General features: G+C 65.5%; 18 protein-coding genes. 10 read left to right on the top strand and 8 right to left on the bottom strand.

Going from position 1 to position 16,477, the window contains the following annotated elements; translation table 11 throughout:
* Nucleotides 1-72: 72 nt before the first annotated feature.
* Nucleotides 73-282, bottom strand: a complete 210-nt coding sequence (locus H2052_RS05255; RefSeq protein ID WP_121048184.1) for a hypothetical protein — start codon at nucleotides 280-282, stop codon at nucleotides 73-75.
* Nucleotides 283-459: 177 nt separating this feature from the next.
* Between H2052_RS05255 and H2052_RS05250 the strand changes: the two genes are divergently transcribed.
* The gene (locus tag H2052_RS05250; RefSeq protein WP_293778862.1) at nucleotides 460-642 is read left to right on the top strand and encodes a hypothetical protein; all 183 of its coding nucleotides are present in this window, start codon (nucleotides 460-462) and stop codon (nucleotides 640-642) included.
* A gap of 3 nt (nucleotides 643-645) precedes the next feature.
* On the opposite strand, the gene H2052_RS05245 is transcribed toward H2052_RS05250, so the two are convergent.
* Nucleotides 646-1,287 (bottom strand): S24 family peptidase, encoded by a 642-nt coding sequence (locus H2052_RS05245; protein ID WP_293778860.1) that lies wholly within the window; start codon nucleotides 1,285-1,287, stop codon nucleotides 646-648.
* Nucleotides 1,288-1,398: 111 nt separating this feature from the next.
* Between H2052_RS05245 and H2052_RS05240 the strand changes: the two genes are divergently transcribed.
* The gene (locus tag H2052_RS05240) at nucleotides 1,399-1,575 is read left to right on the top strand and encodes a hypothetical protein (protein WP_293778858.1); all 177 of its coding nucleotides are present in this window, start codon (nucleotides 1,399-1,401) and stop codon (nucleotides 1,573-1,575) included.
* Nucleotides 1,575-1,901, top strand: coding sequence for a hypothetical protein (locus H2052_RS05235; RefSeq protein ID WP_293778856.1), 327 nt, complete (start codon nucleotides 1,575-1,577; stop codon nucleotides 1,899-1,901). Before H2052_RS05240 ends, H2052_RS05235 begins: the two co-directional genes overlap by 1 nt.
* Here H2052_RS05235 and H2052_RS05230 read toward each other — a convergent pair.
* Both H2052_RS05230 and wecB read right to left on the bottom strand, forming a co-directional pair.
* The gene (locus H2052_RS05230) at nucleotides 1,885-3,072 is read right to left on the bottom strand and encodes a TIGR04063 family PEP-CTERM/XrtA system glycosyltransferase (RefSeq protein WP_293779090.1); all 1,188 of its coding nucleotides are present in this window, start codon (nucleotides 3,070-3,072) and stop codon (nucleotides 1,885-1,887) included. The genes H2052_RS05235 and H2052_RS05230 overlap by 17 nt on opposite strands.
* Nucleotides 3,073-3,077: 5 nt before the next feature.
* Nucleotides 3,078-4,169 carry a UDP-N-acetylglucosamine 2-epimerase (non-hydrolyzing) gene (gene wecB / locus H2052_RS05225; RefSeq protein WP_293778854.1) on the bottom strand — a complete coding sequence of 364 codons (1,092 nt, stop codon included), beginning with the start codon at nucleotides 4,167-4,169 and terminating at the stop codon, nucleotides 3,078-3,080.
* A 197-nt stretch (nucleotides 4,170-4,366) separates the two neighbouring features.
* On the opposite strand from wecB, the gene H2052_RS05220 reads away from it, so the two are divergent.
* The 3 genes from H2052_RS05220 (at nucleotide 4,367) to H2052_RS05210 (ending at nucleotide 7,138) form a co-directional block, all read left to right on the top strand.
* Nucleotides 4,367-4,528 carry a hypothetical protein gene (locus H2052_RS05220; RefSeq protein WP_293778852.1) on the top strand — a complete coding sequence of 54 codons (162 nt, stop codon included), beginning with the start codon at nucleotides 4,367-4,369 and terminating at the stop codon, nucleotides 4,526-4,528.
* A complete protein-coding gene (locus H2052_RS05215; RefSeq protein ID WP_293778850.1) occupies nucleotides 4,528-5,910 on the top strand; it encodes a putative O-glycosylation ligase, exosortase A system-associated in 1,383 nt (460 codons plus the stop codon). The genes H2052_RS05220 and H2052_RS05215 overlap by 1 nt, the downstream gene beginning before the upstream one ends.
* 85 nt (nucleotides 5,911-5,995) lie before the next feature.
* Nucleotides 5,996-7,138, top strand: a complete 1,143-nt coding sequence (locus H2052_RS05210; RefSeq protein WP_293778847.1) for a mechanosensitive ion channel domain-containing protein — start codon at nucleotides 5,996-5,998, stop codon at nucleotides 7,136-7,138.
* Nucleotides 7,139-7,181: 43 nt separating this feature from the next.
* On the opposite strand, the gene H2052_RS05205 is transcribed toward H2052_RS05210, so the two are convergent.
* Nucleotides 7,182-10,160, bottom strand: a complete 2,979-nt coding sequence (locus H2052_RS05205; protein ID WP_293778843.1) for an L-glutamate gamma-semialdehyde dehydrogenase — start codon at nucleotides 10,158-10,160, stop codon at nucleotides 7,182-7,184.
* 125 nt (nucleotides 10,161-10,285) lie between these two features.
* Between H2052_RS05205 and H2052_RS05200 the strand changes: the two genes are divergently transcribed.
* The 4 genes from H2052_RS05200 to H2052_RS05185 are packed head-to-tail and all read left to right on the top strand — an operon-like array spanning nucleotide 10,286 to nucleotide 12,785.
* A complete protein-coding gene (locus H2052_RS05200; protein WP_293778840.1) occupies nucleotides 10,286-10,741 on the top strand; it encodes an Lrp/AsnC ligand binding domain-containing protein in 456 nt (151 codons plus the stop codon).
* A 49-nt stretch (nucleotides 10,742-10,790) separates the two neighbouring features.
* Nucleotides 10,791-11,243: a MaoC family dehydratase gene (locus tag H2052_RS05195; RefSeq protein ID WP_293778837.1), complete on the top strand. Its 453-nt coding sequence runs from the start codon at nucleotides 10,791-10,793 to the stop codon at nucleotides 11,241-11,243.
* 24 nt (nucleotides 11,244-11,267) lie between these two features.
* Entirely contained in the window at nucleotides 11,268-12,449 is a 1,182-nt protein-coding gene (locus H2052_RS05190; protein ID WP_293778834.1) for an acetyl-CoA C-acyltransferase, read from the top strand.
* A gap of 42 nt (nucleotides 12,450-12,491) precedes the next feature.
* Nucleotides 12,492-12,785, top strand: a complete 294-nt coding sequence (locus tag H2052_RS05185) for a PilZ domain-containing protein (RefSeq protein ID WP_293778831.1) — start codon at nucleotides 12,492-12,494, stop codon at nucleotides 12,783-12,785.
* Here the strand turns inward: H2052_RS05185 and H2052_RS05180 are convergent.
* The 3 genes from H2052_RS05180 to H2052_RS05170 form a co-directional block, all read right to left on the bottom strand.
* On the bottom strand, nucleotides 12,782-13,726 hold the full coding sequence (locus tag H2052_RS05180; protein ID WP_293778828.1) for a glucokinase: 945 nt from the start codon (nucleotides 13,724-13,726) through the stop codon (nucleotides 12,782-12,784). The genes H2052_RS05185 and H2052_RS05180 overlap by 4 nt on opposite strands.
* Before the next feature lie 7 nt (nucleotides 13,727-13,733).
* Nucleotides 13,734-14,438, bottom strand: a complete 705-nt coding sequence (locus H2052_RS05175) for a 6-phosphogluconolactonase (RefSeq protein WP_293778825.1) — start codon at nucleotides 14,436-14,438, stop codon at nucleotides 13,734-13,736.
* Between the two features lie 118 nt (nucleotides 14,439-14,556).
* Nucleotides 14,557-16,476: an amidohydrolase family protein gene (locus H2052_RS05170; RefSeq protein ID WP_293778823.1), complete on the bottom strand. Its 1,920-nt coding sequence runs from the start codon at nucleotides 16,474-16,476 to the stop codon at nucleotides 14,557-14,559.
* Nucleotide 16,477 lies beyond the last annotated feature (1 nt).

Raw genomic sequence — 16,477 nt, 5'->3', positions numbered from 1 at the left:
GCCGAAGCCGGCCCCGCGCCGGTAGGGGAATTTTGCCGGGTTTCCGCCTCGGCCTATCGGCTCATCGACGGATCAGTGCACTTCGCCGACGACGTCCTCCAGCTGGAGCAGCATGATGGCGCGCTCGACCTGCCGCCAGCGGCAGAAAAGGTTGAGATTGCCGGAGTCGCGGTAGCGATCGGCGATGGTCGCGGCTTCGACGACAGCGTCATCCCCGAACTTGGCGATCAGGCTCGAGGCATCCTCGAGCGAACCGCGATCATGTATGGCAAGCAATTGCATTGGAGATTACCCCCGCCTATCCTGTTCCTGCACCGTCTCCAGCAAGGCCGATGCCAGAAGCCAATCGCCTGAATTCAAAGGGCTTTATTGTTTCACTGTCTGCATGGCATGTGCGGCCTGTTTCAGGACGGGACAGTTGGTGCAGAAATCGACCTGAAGGTATCGAAGGAATGAGAAATGCAGGCTGAACGGCCGGGGCAAAACCAAAGCTCTCCCGCAGGACTGTTCATCGCGCTCGGGCTCTTTGCAGGCACGGGATTCGGTATTGCGTGGCATCAGGCCATGCTCGGCGCCGTCATCGGCATGGGTGCCGGAATTCTGCTTGCCGTTCTATGGACGGTGTTCAGGCGAAAGCGCTGAATTTCAGCGCAGTTCGCGGCCCACCCAGATCACACGGCCGACGATGTCCAGGCTCTCCGCCGGGCAATCCTCCCAGTCGGGCCAGCCGGGGTTGTCGCTCTTGATGGCGATGCCGCCTGACGCAGGGTTTCGCGTCAACCGCTTCACGACCACGCTTCCGCCGCTGCGCAGCGCGTAAATGCCGTCGCGCAGGGTTTCGGCACCGTCAGCCATGTCGATGAGCACCGGATCGCCGTGCGAAAGCGTGGGGTGCATCGCATCGCCCGCGATGCGCAAGACCGTGAGCGCTTGCGGATCGCCGCTGCACAGCCCGGTGAGCCAGCGTGTCTGAAAGGCGAGCGCGGCCTCTGGCGCATCTCCGGCGGCATCCAGACAGGGGATGAGCAGATAGTCGTCCGCCGCCGCGCCCTCGGCGGCACGGGAGATGACCGCCTGACCGACGCGGGACTCAGGGCCGCCCAAGACGTGTTCGGGCACATCGAAATGGCGCGCGAGCGTGCGCCGGTCATCCTCGTCGAGCTTGCGGGGCACGCCGCGCCGGATGAACTGCTGAATATAGGTCGGGTTACGGCCGATGAGGCGCGACACAGACGCGTAATCCTCTCCACGCGCGCGAATGAGCGTGTCGAGTGTCCGGCGAACCACGGCTGCGTTCAGGGTGTGCCTCCCTCGGGCAAATAATGATCGTTTTTATCCTAGACTTGTAGGAAATCGCTTCATAGTTGTTTTTTACCTACAGAAAAGGGGAGAAAAACAATGTCGTTGTTGTTTCAAATCGAACGTTGCCTGAAACGCACACGTCTGACGCCGACCCGCTTCGGGCGGAATGCTCTCGGTGACCCTCGGCTGGTGTTCGACCTGCGGCGTGGGCGCGAGCCGCGCCCGCGCACGATGGCGCGCATCGAGGCCTATATTCGGGGGCTCGGCGCCTGATGCCCTGCCCCCTGATGCGAACGGTGAGGGGCCGCCTGAAGGCTTGCACGGATGCGCTTCACGGCGCCGTTGAAACCTATGATGCGGTGCCCTGGGCGAGCGCCACCTTCGAGGGACAGCGCCATGCCTTCACGCTGCGCATCGACGGCGAGGCGGCGAGCGTCGACCGCGCGGCGCTGCGCGTGTGCGGCACGCTGCTGGGGGAGGAGATCGACCTTCCCGGCGAACTCCTCGCCGATCTCGTGATCATTGGCGAGGACAGTCTGCGGCACGGGACGATGCAGGCGCGGCGCCTGCATTTCGAAGCGCTTACCGTGCGCGACTGAGCAGGCGTTCGTAAACCGGCACGTAGGCCGCGACGCTGCGATCCCAGTTGCGCTCGGCGGAGACCCACGCCTTCGCGTGCGCCCGCCGCGCGGGCCACGCGCTGCGATCGGCGAGGAGGCTGATCAGGGCATCGGCGGTGGCATCGGGATCGTCGGCCGCGAAGAGCGTGCCGGTGACGCCGTCCTCGATAAGTTCGCGGTGTCCGCCGACGTTTGAAGCGGCGACGAGCTTTTCCTGCGCCATCGCTTCGAGCGGCTTGAGCGGCGTCACCAGTTCGGTGAGGCGCATCGCCTTGCGCGGATAGGCGAGGACATCGACGAGGCTGTAATAGCGATCGACCTCGCTGTGCGGCACGCGGCCGACGAAGCGGATGCGGTCGCTTGCGGACGATGTCGCCGCCGCCGCCCGCAGCGAGGCCTCCATCGGCCCGCCGCCGACGAGCAGAAGATGCGCCTTCGGCCGTGCCGCGACGAGCCGGGGCATTGCCGCGATGAGGATGTCGAGGCCTTCGTAGTCGTAGAAGGAGCCGAGGAAGCCGATGACCTCCGCGTCTTCAAGGCCAAGCTCAGCCGCGAGCGCGGTGTCGCGCGGCAATGGATCGCCGAACTGCGCGAGATCGACCGCGTTCGGGATCTCGAACAGCTTCGCTTCGTCGATGCCGCGTGCGCGGAGGTCGCCAAGGAGGCCCTTGCAGATCGCGCCGACGGCATCGGCCTGGCGGCAGGCCCAGCTTTCGGCGGCGTGGGTGAGCCGGAATTTGAGGTCGCCCTCGCGCCCGGTGCCGTTGCCGACTGCGGCGTCTTCCCAGAAGGCGCGGATTTCGTAGACGAGCGGCAGGTTGTGGCGGCGGGAGGCACCCCACGCCGCGGCGAAGGTGAGCACCGGCGAATGCGCGTGCAGCAGATCGGGCTTCTCGGCCTCGATCAGCGCATCGAGCCGCTTCGACGTCGCAGCGATCTCGCCGATGACGGGCAGTCCCGAACGCCGGGAACGGTGAAAGGTGAGGCCGTCGATGACCTCCGGGTCCGGCCCTTCGGCATAGTGCCGCGGCGTCGTCAGCATCAGCGGCTGCCAGCCGAGGCGGCGCTGGCCTTCAATGAGGGCGCGCGAACGGAACGTGTAGCCGCTGTGGAGCGGCAGCGAGTGATCGAGGATGTGAAGCGGCTTGATCGCCATCAGCGTCCGCGCCGCACCAGATCGGCGACGCAGCGCTCTGCCGTGCGGCCGTCCCAGAATTCCGGGCGTTTCGCCGTGCCGGGCGCGGCGGCGAGCGCTGCATCGAGCGCGCCGACGAGCGCATCGGCCTTCACGAGCCGATTGGTGCCCTCAGTGACGGTGACCGGCCGCTCGGTGTTGTCGCGGAGCGTGAGGCAGGGGATGCCGAGGTAGGTGGTTTCCTCCTGCAGGCCGCCGCTGTCGGTGATCGCGATGCGCGCGTCTTTCAAGAGACTCATGAACGGCTTGTAGGACTGCGGCTCGGCGAGCGTGATGTTGCCCTTGGCGAGCGTCTCCGCCAGGCCGAACGCTTCGACGCGGCTCTTCGTGCGGGGGTGCATCGGGAACATCAGCGGCAGGCGCTGCGACGCTTCGACCAGCGCATCGACGAGCGCCTTGAGCTGCGGCTCTTCATCGACGTTCGACGGGCGGTGCAGCGTGACGATGCCGTAATTGCCGGGCGTGAGGCCGAAGCGGGCGGGGGCGTTTTCGGCATCGAGCTTGGACCGGATACGCTCGAAACTGTCCATCATGATGTTGCCGACGCGGGTAACCCGGCTTTCAGGGATACCTTCCGCGCGAAGATGCGCGTCGCCGTCGGGTGAGGGCGTCCACAGCACGTCGGAGATCGCGTCCGTCACCAGTCGGTTGATCTCTTCGGGCATGGCGCGGTCGCCCGAACGCAGTCCCGCCTCGAGGTGAACGACCGGAATGTGGAGCTTGGCGCCGACCATCGCGCACGCCGCGGTCGAGTTGACGTCGCCGACGACGACGAGCCAGTCCGGCCGTTCGTCCATTGCGATCTTCTCGTAGGCGATCATCACCTTGCCGGTCTGCTCGGCATGGCTGCCGGAGCCGACGCCGAGGTGGTGATCGGGAGCGGGGAGATCGAGATCGGCGAAGATGTCGTCCGACATGTTCGCGTCATAATGCTGCCCCGTGTGGATCAGAACGGGCTCGAAATCATCGTGAGCGGCAAGCGCGTGCCAGAGCGGCGCCACCTTCATGAAGTTCGGGCGCGCCGCCGCGATCATGTGCACTCGCCTGGTCATGCGTGCTCCGTTTCCCTTTTCACGTCCGCGTCCTATTGCCAATGCGCCCGGCTTTCGCAAGGCCGGGGCGCAAACATTCGGCAGGGGCTTTCCATACGGTGACGGCTTTGCCCTTCGATGCACGAGATGTTAAGCGGGGGCGGTTAACAGCGCGATGACGGCGGCGGCAAGCCACGCACGCTAGGGACAAGGCCCGGATGGTAGACAATTTCGCATTGCTGGTGTCGCAGCTGATGATGATCGTCGTGCTGTGGCGCTGCTTCACGCTTCCGGACGAGGGCGACAACATGCGGTCCAAAGCGTTTGGACCCAAAAACCGCCGGCAATCGGCTGAAGTCGACAAAACGCCGGAAGCCTGATGCGCGATATTGTTCTCCTCGGCTTGATTCTTGCCTTTGTCGCCGCTTCGTTCCGGCGGCCTTATTTCATGGCGCTCGGCTATATCTGGGTTGATTTCCTGCAACCCCAGAAGTTGACCTACTCGTTCCTCAGCGGCGCATCGATTGCGCTCTTCATGGCGATCGGCGCATTCGCCTTTTACATCCTGCGGGATGAAAAACAGCGTATTCGCATCGGTACAGCGCAGGTTCTGGTCGTCCTGCTCGTTCTGTATGCGACCGTTTCCACGTTTGGATGGGCCGTGGTTACGGATCATGCCGCAGAAAAGTGGGACTGGGTTTGGAAGGGGTTGCTGTTCTCCGTCTTCTTGCCGTGGGTGCTGACAACGCGCCGGCGCGTGGAAGCCGCTGCGTTCGTAATGGTTCTGAGCACGGCCGCGATCACCATATCGGGCGGCATCAAGACCTTGCTGGGCGGCGGTGGTTACGGGAACGTATCGTTCCTCGTGGTGAGCAATACGGGCCTTTACGAGGGCAGCACGCTTGCGACGGTGGCACTGTCGTTGATCCCGATCACACTCTGGCTCTATCGCCGTAACACGATCATAAAGCGCAACAATCTGACGTTTCTCGCGACGGCAGGCATAATCTTCTCGATGTTGCTTGTGACCATAGGCGCCGAAGCGCGGACGGGCCTGGTCGCGGGCGCAGTGCTCATCATCCTGCTCTGGTGGATCAGCAAGCGTAAACTGGTTTTTGCAGCATTGATCGCGGCTGTGGCGGTGGTCGCGATACCGCTGCTGCCGACCTCGTTCACGGATCGCATGGCGACGATCAAGAGCTTCGACGAGGATGCGTCGGCCTCGACGCGCCTCGCCGTATGGGGCTGGACGCTGGACTATGTTGCGGAGCATCCGCTCGGGGGCGGGTTTGGCGTTTACCGGATCAACCGGCTGGATATCGATATGCAGCGCCGCGAAGGCGATGCAGATAACCAAGCCGTACGGACCGTTACCGTTCAGGACAATTCGCGTGCTTTCCACAACAGCTATTTCGAGGTTCTGGGCGAGCTCGGCTATCCGGGGCTTGCAATATATCTCGCCATCGTTGCTCTCACCCTCCAGGCGGCGTGGAAGCTTCGAAAGATCAGTACGGGCGATCCCGACCGCGATATCTGGTTTCGCGATCTCGGTACGATGATGTTGGTTTCCATACTCGTCTACATGAGTGGTTCGATGTTCGTGGGCATCGCGTTCCAGCCGCCGTTTTACGATCTTCTCGCCATTACGATCGCGGCGACGCACATTGCCCGCCGCGAACGCCTTGCGATCAGGGACGAGGAAAAGTTCGGCCCGCGCGTGCGCGCAGGCGGTATGGGGTCTCCGGCGCCGGCAAAAGCCTGATGCGTGGGAGAGGGTGGTTCCAACGCCGCGTTGACGCCTTTACAATCCCATTGAACCCCAAGCGGCCGACGGCGTTGGAAAGCAGATGCGAAACAATTCGATAATTCCCGCCTCCGACGTCGAGACGTTCCGCGAGGCGTCCTCGTGGATCACCACCAACGGCACCGCGCTCCTCATCTACGGCGCTGTCGCGGTTGGTATCTACCTGCTGCTGGTCGGCGTCCGCGCCATCGCCTGGCGCGTGGTCGGTTCGCCCACGGCGTTTCAGCCCAACAGCTGGCGGGCGATTTTCGGGCGGGTGCTCCGGCGCACGAACAGTTTCTTTCTCGCGGCCGTCGCCGTGCATTCCGTCGCGGCGAGTGTCCCCGGGCTCGCAAGCATTCTTCCGGCGGTAAGGTTTCTCTTCACGTTCGCGGCGGTTTTTCAGGGCGCCATCTGGCTGCGCGAGTTCGCGCTGGCGGTAATCGCGCGGCGGGCTGAGGGGGAGGACCCCCACAATTCGACGCTCGTATCGGCGATGGGCGTTATCCGCATCCTGCTCAACGTGGCGATCTTCGCGATTGCGGGGATCGTCATCCTCGACAACCTCGGCGTCAACGTCACTGCGCTCGTCGCGGGTCTCGGCATCGGCGGCATCGCCATCGGCCTTGCCGCGCAGGGTATCTTCTCAGACCTTTTTGCGGCGCTTTCGATCCTGTTCGACAAGCCGTTTGTGCGCGGCGACGTCATCACGGTCGATACGCTGACCGGCACTGTGGAGGCGATCGGCCTCAAGACGACGCGGATCCGCTCGCTTGCGGGCGAACTGGTCTCGGTTTCGAACGCCAAGCTGCTTGAAAACCGTATCCACAACTACGCGGTGATCCACCAGCGCCGCGTCGTCATGCAGATCGGCATCATCTATCAGACACCGCCCGATGTCATGGAAACGCTGCCGGAGGAAATCCGGAAGATCGCGGAGCAGGTTCCGCTTATCGAGTTCGACCGCGCGCACTTCTGGAATTTCGGCGCAAGCTCCATCGACATGGAGATCGTCTTCAACGTCGCCGCGGCGGGCATGCAGGAAATGATGAGCGCCCGGCAGGCATTCATGCTCGGCGTCGTGCGCCGCTTCAATGAACTGGCTGTGGACTTCGCCTATCCGACGCAGATGGGCTTCCTCGGCGGGCTCGACGGCAAGGTGGTCGATCCGCTTTCGATTCCACGCGAGTTTCAGCCCGTACCCTAGAGCATCGTGGGAAAAACCGGTTCCCACTTTTCCGCACGATGATCTAAAGCGTCACATCCTCGATCGAAAGCAGGCTGGCGTTGCCGCCTGCCGAGGTCGTGTCGATGCTGATCGTGCGCTCCACCGCGAAACGCGGCAGATAGTGCGGCCCGCCTGCTTTCGGCCCGGTGCCCGAGAGGCCTTCGCCGCCGAACGGCTGCGAGCCGACGATCGCGCCGATCATCGAGCGGTTGACGTAGAGATTGCCGACGCGCGCTGCCGCCACCGTGCGGTCGCAGCGGCTGGCGATGCGGCTGTGGAGCCCCATGGTGAGGCCGTAGCCGCTGCGGTTGATGCGCGCGATCGTCTCGTCGAGCGTGCCGGTCTTCCACGTGGTGACGTGCAGGATCGGGCCGAACCATTCCTTCGTCAGATCCTCGATACGGTCGAGGCGGATGACGGTCGGCGCGACGAAGCGGCCTTCGGGCACCGCGACCGCGTGCAGCCAGCGGTCCGCCACCGACAGGCGGTAATCTTCGAGCTTCCGGTAAGCCGCGTCATCGATCACCGGGCCGACATCGGTGCGCGGATCGGCGGGGTCGCCGACGACGAGCGTGTCCATCGCGCCCTTCAGCATCTCGAGCGTGCGATCGAGCACATCTTCCTGCACGATGAGCAAGCGCAGCGCCGAGCAGCGCTGGCCCGCCGAACGGAAGGCTGACGTCACGACGTCAGCGATCACCTGCTCGGGAAGCGCGGTCGAATCGACGATCATCGCGTTGAGACCGCCGGTTTCGGCTATGAGCGGCACGATCGGGCGTGCGTCGTCCGCCACGAGGCTGCGCGCGATGGCCTTGGCCGTGCCGGTCGATCCGGTGAAGGCGACGCCCATCACGCGCGGATCGGCGGTGAGCGCATTTCCGGGCTCGGCGGCGCCGACGACGAGCTTCAGTACGTCCTTCGGTATGCCGGCTTCGTGGGCGAGCGCGACGGCGCGCAGGGCGATGCGCGGCGTCTGTGGCGCGGGCTTGGCGACGACGCTGTTCCCGGCGACGAGCGCTGCCGTGACCTGCCCGAGGAAGATCGCGAGCGGGAAGTTCCACGGCGCGATGCAGGCGAAGACGCCGCGGCCTTCGAGGCGCATCGTGTTGCTCTCGCCCGTGGGGCCGGGCAGTTCGATGGGCGCGAACTCTGCGCGCGCCTGATTGGCGTAGTAGCGGCAGAAGTCGGCGGCTTCGCGGACTTCGCCGATCGCGTCGCCGAGGGTCTTGCCTGCCTCGTGGACGGCAAGCGCCATCAGTTCGATACGGTGTTCCTCCAGCAGATCGGCGAGGCGATCGAGCGCGGCGGCGCGGGTTTCGACGGGGGTGCGCGACCATCCTTCGAATGCGGCGTCGGCGGCGGCGATGGCGGCGTGCACCTCCGAGACGGTCGAATCGGCGGGCGGGGCGCCGATGTCGGCGCGTGCGGCGATGGCGGATGCGGTGTCTTCGAGGGTCATGGCGTCCTGCAGATCAAGGCCTTCGCTGTTGCCGCGCACGGCACCGAACAGGTCGGCGGGGAGGGGGATGGAGGGGTGGCGCGTGCCCTGCACCGACGCGATCTTCTCGACCGGATCGGCGAGCAGTTCTTCCTCGGTGACGTTCGGGTCGGCGAGCTGATGCACGAAGCTGGAGTTGGCGCCGTTTTCGAGCAGGCGGCGCACGAGATAGGCGAGGAGGTCGCGGTGGCCGCCAACGGGCGCGTAGATACGGCAGTTGTAGCCGCCTTCGCGCACCAGCCGATCATGAAGGCCTTCGCCCATGCCGTGCAGGCGCTGAAATTCGAAGTCGCGGCGGTCGCCCGCCCATTCGAGCAGGGTCGCGACGGTGAGGGCGTTGTGGCTGGCAAACGCAGCGTAGATGTTCTTCGCAGCGAGCATGTCGCGCGCGCAGGCGAGGTAGGAGACGTCGGTCGCGGCCTTGCGCGTGAAGAGCGGATAGTCGGAGAGCCCGGCCTCCTGCGTGCGCTTGATCTCGCTGTCCCAGTACGCGCCCTTCACGAGGCGCACGGCGATCTTGCGGTTCGTCTCGCCGCCGATCGCGTCCGCCCAGGCGATGACCGCGCGGCAACGCTTCGAATAGGCCTGCACGGCCATGCCGAGCTTGTCCCAGCCGGAAAGCGACGGCGCGCGGGCAGCGGCGGCGATGATGTCGAGCGACATGACGAGCCGCTCCGATTCCTCGGCGTCGACGGTGAGGCCGATGTCCGCCTTGGCGGCGCGTTCTGCGAGTTCGACGAGCATGGCGGAGAGTTCGGGAACGCAGGTGTCGGCGTGCGCGGTTTCATAGCGCGGGTGGAGCGCGGAGAGCTTTACCGAAATGCTGTGGTCGCGGCCCTTGCTGCCCTTGCCGATGGCGTCGATCGCATCCGCGTAGGAGCGGAAGTAGCGCTCTGCGTCGGCCCGCGTGCGCGCCGCCTCGCCGAGCATGTCGAAGCTGGCGACGAAGCCGGTGTGATCCTTGTCGTTCGCGCGTTCCAGCGCCTCCTCGATCGTGCGGCCCATCACGAACACCTGCCCCATCAGGCGCATCGCGGTGCCGACGGCAGTGCGGACCACAGGCTCGCCGACGCGGCCGATCAGGCGCTTCAGCGTCGATCCGCTCTCGCCGACGAGCGAGCGGGTGACGACGAGGCCCCATGTCGCGCCGTTGACGAGCGTGGAATCGGATTTGCCCGCGTGCGCCGACCAGTCGGCGGTGCCGAGCTTGTCGCGAATGAGGAGGTCGGCGGTTTCGGCATCCGGCACGCGCAGGAACGCTTCGGCGAGCGCGAGGAGGGCGATGCCCTCGTCGGTGTTGAGGCGGTATTCCTGAAGGAAGCGGTTGACCCAGCCGCTCGACTGCGCGGCGCGGAGTTCGTCGAGGAGGCCCGCGGCGCGCGCGGTGATCCGGCCCCTTGCCGCTGCATCGACGCGCGCAGCCTCGCACAGCGGCAGGATCACGTCGGGCTCGGGCGCGCGGTGCAGGCGCTGCATATCGGCAAGGATGTCGGCGATGGGCATGACGGATCTTTCGCTGATGATCCTTCGATCATGCCAGCGAATGCGGAAAATGTGCTTTGCAATTTTGGTGATATGTCGGAATTATATCCGATGAATTCTCATTTCACCGAAGAAGGTTCGTATTGATGATCGATGCCGTGGATCGCGCTATCCTGCGCACGCTGCAGGAAGACGGGCGCATCACCAACCAGGCGCTCGCCGAACGCTGCAACCTGTCGCCCGCAGCCTGCCACGAGCGCGTGCGGCGGCTGCGCGAGAAGGGCTACATCGTCGGCACGGTCGCGGTGCTTGATCCCGTGCTGCTTGATTGCGCGCTGCTGATTTTCGTCGAGGTGCTGCTCGACCGCACGACATCGGACGTTTTCGACGATTTCGCTGCCGCCGTCCGGCGGATGCCCGCCGTGCTCGAATGCCACATGGTGGCGGGCGGGTTCGATTACCTCATCAAGGCGCGCGTGAAGGACATGGCGGCCTACCGCGCCTTCCTCGGCGATACGCTCGTCGATCTGCCTGGGGTGCGGGAAACGCGGACCTATGCGGTGCTTGAAGAGGTCAAGAATACTCACGTTTTGCCTATCTAGGCATGGTGGCCACGGCATCCTAAGCCGGGCGCGAAAAAGGGAGGTGTGGATGACGGTTTCGGTGCAGGACTACAGGGCCATGATCGGCACGGAACTCGGTGTTTCGCGCTGGTTCGAAGTCGATCAGAAACGGATCGATACGTTCGCAGAATGCACTGAGGACTTTCAGTTCATCCATGTCGATTCCCAGCGCGCTGCGGAAACACCCTTCGGCGGCACCATCGCCCACGGATTCCTTACGCTGTCGTTGCTTTCGGCCATGGCTTACGAGCTGTTCCCGAAGCTTGAAGGCGCGAAGATGGGCGTGAACTACGGCATGAACAAGCTGCGCTTCCTCGCCCCCGTGCGTTCGGGCAAGCGCGTTCGCGGGCGCATGAAGCTGCTCGACGTGACGGAACGAAATCCGGGTGTTTTGCAATCCACCTACGAGGTGGTTGTTGAGATCGAGGGCGAGGACAAGCCCGCACTGCTGGCCGAATGGGTCGGCCTCACCTACGTATAAGATTCAGGAACAGGAGACTTTCCCATGCGCGAAGCCGTTATCGTTTCCACCGCCCGCACGCCGATCGGCAAGGCCTATCGCGGCGCCTTCAACGCCACGCCGTCGCCGACGCTCGCGGGCCATGCCGTGAAGCACGCGGTGGCGCGCGCGGGGATCGATCCCGCGGAGGTGGACGACTGCATCTTCGGCTCGGCCATACTGCAGGGCGTGCAGGCGCCGTGCATCGGGCGGCTTGCGGCGCTGCGCGGCGGGCTGCCGGTTACGGTGGCGGGCATGGCGCTCGATCGCCAGTGCGCGAGCGGCCTGATGGCGATCGCGACGGCGGCGAAGCAAGTGATCGTCGACGGGATGCAGATCGTGGTGGGCGGCGGCGTCGAGTCGATCTCGATGGTGCAGAACGAGAAGATGCGGGTGGAGCCCGACATGAGCCTGATCGAGATGCACCCGGCGGCCTACATGCCGATGATCGACACCGCCGAGATCGTGGCCAAGCGCTACAACATCAGCCGCGACGTGTGCGACGAATTCGCCTTCCAGTCGCAGCAGCGCACGGCGGCGGCGCAGCTGGCGGGCAAATTCGACGACGAGATCGTGCCGCTCCCCTCCGTGATGGTGATGAAGAACAAGGAGACGGGCGAGGTCACCAAGCACGAGGTGACGCTGACGAAGGACGAGGGCAACCGGCCCGAGACGACGCTTGAAGGTCTGATGGGCCTGCAGCCCGTGCGCGGCCCGGGCCACAATGTGACGGCGGGGAACGCGAGCCAGCTTTCGGACGGGGCTTCGGCCTCGCTGGTGATGGAGGCGAAGGAGGCGGAACGCCGGGGCCTGAAGCCGCTCGGCCGCTATGTCGGCATGGCGGTGGCGGGTGTTGCGCCCGACGAGATGGGCATCGGGCCGGTGTTCGCGATCCCGAAGCTTTTGAAGCAGAACGGCCTGAAGATCGACGACATCGGCCTTTGGGAGCTGAACGAGGCGTTCGCGGTGCAGGCGCTGTATTGCCGCGATAAGCTCGGCATCGATCCCGAAAAGTTTAACGTGGATGGCGGTGCTATCTCGGTGGGGCACCCCTACGGCATGTCGGGCGCGCGGCTCACCGGCCATGCGCTGATCGAGGGGCGTCGGCGCGGCGCGAAATACGTTGTCGTCACGATGTGCATCGGCGGCGGGCAGGGCGCGGCTGGCCTGTTTGAGGTTTACAGCTGATCGGCAACGATCCGCTAACCATTTTCGTGCGAGAATCGGGACATGTCGAACACACCCGATAATCACCGGAATGCCGCACGAGCCGCGACGAATTATCTGGCCAGGATGGATTACCGTCGTGGCCAGGTGACGGCGCGCGTCATCGACATGTCGATGACGGGCGCCCGTCTGGCCACGCACGAGCAGATCGCGATCGGCGAGCGGGTCGTGCTGACGACGGTGCGCATGGGTATACGGTCCGGGGTCGTCGTGCGCTTTAACGATGGCGAACTCGGCATCCGTTTCACGGACGAGATCGCCGAGGCGCACGAAGCGCGCATGGCAGCCGCGAGCTAAGCGGCCGCATACTCCTGCGCGAAGGCGGCCGCCGCGCCGACAAGGCCGGTGTGCATGTGCGTGACCAGCCTGACGGGAATCTGCTGCATCCGCGCGCCGTAGCGCCCCTTGTCGAGAAAACGCGTATGAAAGCCCGAGGCGCGAAGCCGCGTTTTCGCGCGGTTGGAAAGCCCGCCCACGATGGCCACACCCATCGCGCCGTGCGCGAGCGCGATGTCGCCAGCGACGGCGCCGTAAATCATCGCGAAGCGGTTGAACGCGTCCATCTCGCCCGCGAGCGCGGCGGACCAGAGGTCGGCGTCGCTCCTCGGTGCGGCTTCGGGATCGAGTGCGGCGCGGATCGCGGCGAGGCCCGGGCCGGAGACGAGCCGTTCGCTCGAGACACGGCCATACATCTGCCGCAGCGCGGGCATCATCGCCTCTTCGGCGGCATCGAGCGGCGCGAAGGCGATGTGCGCGGCTTCCGTCTCCACGACTTCGACTCGCCCGCCGCGCCGGAGCAGGATGGCGCTGCCGAGGCCGGTGCCCGGCCCGATCACGCTCACCGGATGGTCGAGCGGGAGCGGCACGTCGGGGCCGCAAAGATGCTCGGTCCACGCATGTCCGAGCGTGGCGACGCCGTGCGCCATCGCGCCGAAATCGTTGAGCAGGGTCAGTCTTTCGAGGCCGAGCCGTCCGGCGAGTCCGGCGCGCTGGATCTTCCAGTCGTTGTTCACGAAGGCAAGCACATCGCCCGCGATGGGGGCCGCCACGGCAATCGCTGCGGCGTTCGGCAGCGCATGGCCGAAGAGGGCGGGAAGGGCAGCCCAAGCCGCTTCAAGCCCTTCGAAGTCCGCACTTTTCAGCGTCACCGGTTCGCCGAGTTCACACCGCCCGCCTGCGATCTCTGCGATCGCGAAGCGGGCGTGCGTGCCGCCGATATCGGCTGCGACGATCCTCATCGCGCCGTCAGGCGGGGCACCAGTGAATGTCGACCGGAACGGTGACTTCGGCGAGCACGCGGCCGATCGGCGTGTCCGAAAGCGGCCCGTCCTCCAGCGCCTTTTCGAGTATGGCCTTCGCCTCGTCGCCTTGGAGCGCGAGGATGAGCGTGCGCGCCGAGGTGATCGCTGCGCGGGTCAGCGTCACGCGCGCCACCGGCGCGTCCTTCGGCAGCGGATCGGGCATCACGCCGATCGCGCGGCGCGCCTTCGGGCCGTTCAAAGCCTCGTCGAGATCGGGGCCGCGGAAGATGCCCGCCGTCTCGCCGTTCGCGCCGACATCGAGCCACACGAGATCGGGCGGCCATTGCAGGTCTTCGAGCCGCGCGTCGGCGGCGCGGCCAGCCGCCTTGTAATCGGCGTTTTCGCTGCCGATGGGCAGCACGCGCGCGCCTTTCGGCAGGAAGATGCGGGCGAGCGCGGCGGCGGCGGACAGCGGACTATCGACCGCGACGAGGCAGTCGCCGGTCGGCACGATGGTAACGCGTTTCCAGTCGAACTTCGCTTTCGCGACCTCTTTCAGCACTATGAGCGCGATGCCGCTGCCGGGCACGGCGATCAGCGCCTGCCCGCGCGCATCAATGGCGCTTTCGATAATGAACTGGATGTCGCCCGCCGCCGACGCGGCGAGTTCGGCGGAATCCTCTGCATCCCACCATTCGGCTTCAATCATGGCTGCTCCTGCCGGAATGTTCGCTCCGAGGCCGGGCTCGAAGCGAACGATGAAGAATCGCGCCCTGTCTAACGACTGAGACGCGATTCTCCATCCGCAATTTGCCCCGCGCGACGGTCTATTCGGCCTGCACCGAGCCCTTGGCGGGAACGATCGCCGCGGGCTCGCCGCCCAGCGCCACCGTGACCACAGGCGTTTCCGCGCCGCCATCCGCCCGATCGAGCGTCAGCGTCGCGGCCTTCCGGTTACCCGCCTTGTCCTTCAGCACCGCGGTGACGCTCGCCCAGCCTTTGGCGGTCTGAACCGTGCCGAGCCGGTCGGCGGTCCACACCGTGCCCGATTTCACGTCCTTCAGTTTCACCGTGCCGGTGGCGAAGCGTTCGCTTGCTCCCTGCTTCGCAGTGAGGGTGATGCTGTAATCCGCCGACTGTCCGTTCGCCGTGAAGGCGCGTGCCTTTGAGGCGGTATTCATCGGGCGGCTCGGCATGTGCGCATCGCGCAGCAGCATCGCGCCCGGTTTCGCACCGGTCGCTGCGCCGCCCTCCAGCGCCGGAACGCCGTTGACGATGACGTGGCGGACACCATCCGACGGCAGCGTCGGTGCGTCGAAGGTCGCGTGGTCGCGAACGGTCTTCGGATCGAAGATCATCACGTCGGCGCGCATGCCGGGCGCGAGCTGACCGCGGTCGACCATGCCGATGATCGCGGCGGGCAGTGCGCTCATCTTGCGGACGGCGTCTTCCATCGTGATCGTGCCGGTGTCGCGCACATAATGGCCGAGGATTTTCGGAAAGCTGCCGAAGTAGCGCGGATGGCCGCGGTTCTTGATCGAGGCGCCGCAATCGCAGGCGACCGCCGTATCCGGATACTGCAGGAAGGCGATCACATCCTTCTCGTCCCCGAACGTCATGTTGGCGCGGGTGTAGGGATCGCGTTCCAGCGTGCGGAGCACCGCCTCGCCGGCGCGGATGTTTTCAGCGGCCATGATGTCGGTAAGCCGCTTGCCGAGATCAGGGAGCGCAATGCCTTCGGCGCCGCCGAGGCGCGTTGCCATCGCATATTCCGCCGCCTCGACGAGCTGCGGGCGGAGCTTCGGATCCTTGAAGCGCGCGAGCATCGCGTCGCGTCCGCCGTCAGCCGCCCAGCCGGGGACGAGGAACGCCTGCAGCATCGTCTGCCCGGCGAGGTAGGGGTAGATGTCGATTGCCGTCCACGCACCGCGCGCGGTGGCGGCGGCGACCATTTCGAGCACCTTGGGCGCGTTGCCGCGTTCCTTGCCCGCGCTCTTGATGTGCGTGATGACAGGAACAAGGCCCGCCTTCTCGCCGATCAGAACGGTCTCTTCCATGCCCTTGAACGAGCTGAGGTTGTCTTCGGGGCGCAGCCGGTCGTGGTTCGGGAAGTTGGTGCGCCAGGGCTTCGCGACCGAGACGATGTCGATCACCTCCTCGGGCTTCGCATAGTAGGACGGGCGGTAATCGAGACCCGAGGCGACGCCCCAGGCGCCCGCCGTCAGGTTCTTTTCGATCGCGGCCTTCATCGACGAAATCTGCTCGGGTGTCGGGCGCAGGTCGCGGTCGCCCATCGCATCCCGCCACACGGCGTTGAAGCCGACATAGGCGCCGATATTTTCGGCAAGCCCTTTCGCGGCCATCTCCGGGAGCTGCGCGGCGATATCGTTGCCGCCGCCGCCGTCGGCATTGATGATCTCGGTCGTGACGCCCTGCGTCAGCATGTTCACCGCGGTCGAGACGCCTTCTGGCTCGGCATGGCTGTGGATGTTGATGAAGCCGGGCGCGACGACGAGCCCGGCGGCGTCGATGGTCTTCACGGCTTTCGCCTTGCCGAGATTTCCAACGGCAACAATGTGTCCGCCCGCGATCGCGACATCGCCGCGATAGGCGGCAAGGCCGCTGCCGTCGACGATGGTGCCGCCCTTGATCACGATGTCATAGGCGGCGTCCTGCGCGGCGGCCGGGAACGCGGCTGCGGAGGCAAGAAGCAGGGCCGTGCCCGCGATACGCATGGTCGGGATCATC

It is taken from the genome of Sphingosinicella sp. (assembly GCF_013911755.1).
Lineage (GTDB): Bacteria > Pseudomonadota > Alphaproteobacteria > Sphingomonadales > Sphingomonadaceae > Sphingosinicella.
The sequence above is the reverse complement of the archived record's forward strand: the minus strand, read 5'-3'. Positions and strand labels throughout refer to the sequence as shown.

Bases quoted from the DNA above. Each gene is read 5' to 3' on its own strand.
- H2052_RS05240 (WP_293778858.1), top strand. From the start codon at position 1,399: ATGTCGTTGTTGTTTCAAATCGAACGTTGCCTGAAACGCACACGTCTG.
- H2052_RS05235 (WP_293778856.1), top strand. From the start codon at position 1,575: ATGCCCTGCCCCCTGATGCGAACGGTGAGGGGCCGCCTGAAGGCTTGC.
- H2052_RS05210 (WP_293778847.1), top strand. From the start codon at position 5,996: ATGCGAAACAATTCGATAATTCCCGCCTCCGACGTCGAGACGTTCCGC.
- H2052_RS05250 (WP_293778862.1), top strand. From the start codon at position 460: ATGCAGGCTGAACGGCCGGGGCAAAACCAAAGCTCTCCCGCAGGACTG.
- H2052_RS05200 (WP_293778840.1), top strand. From the start codon at position 10,286: ATGATCGATGCCGTGGATCGCGCTATCCTGCGCACGCTGCAGGAAGAC.
- H2052_RS05220 (WP_293778852.1), top strand. From the start codon at position 4,367: ATGGTAGACAATTTCGCATTGCTGGTGTCGCAGCTGATGATGATCGTC.
- wecB (WP_293778854.1), bottom strand. From the start codon at position 4,169: ATGACCAGGCGAGTGCACATGATCGCGGCGGCGCGCCCGAACTTCATG.
- H2052_RS05170 (WP_293778823.1), bottom strand. From the start codon at position 16,476: ATGATCCCGACCATGCGTATCGCGGGCACGGCCCTGCTTCTTGCCTCC.
- H2052_RS05180 (WP_293778828.1), bottom strand. From the start codon at position 13,726: ATGAGGATCGTCGCAGCCGATATCGGCGGCACGCACGCCCGCTTCGCG.
- H2052_RS05195 (WP_293778837.1), top strand. From the start codon at position 10,791: ATGACGGTTTCGGTGCAGGACTACAGGGCCATGATCGGCACGGAACTC.
- H2052_RS05215 (WP_293778850.1), top strand. From the start codon at position 4,528: ATGCGCGATATTGTTCTCCTCGGCTTGATTCTTGCCTTTGTCGCCGCT.
- H2052_RS05175 (WP_293778825.1), bottom strand. From the start codon at position 14,438: ATGATTGAAGCCGAATGGTGGGATGCAGAGGATTCCGCCGAACTCGCC.
- H2052_RS05255 (WP_121048184.1), bottom strand. From the start codon at position 282: ATGCAATTGCTTGCCATACATGATCGCGGTTCGCTCGAGGATGCCTCG.
- H2052_RS05205 (WP_293778843.1), bottom strand. From the start codon at position 10,160: ATGCCCATCGCCGACATCCTTGCCGATATGCAGCGCCTGCACCGCGCG.
- H2052_RS05185 (WP_293778831.1), top strand. From the start codon at position 12,492: ATGTCGAACACACCCGATAATCACCGGAATGCCGCACGAGCCGCGACG.
- H2052_RS05190 (WP_293778834.1), top strand. From the start codon at position 11,268: ATGCGCGAAGCCGTTATCGTTTCCACCGCCCGCACGCCGATCGGCAAG.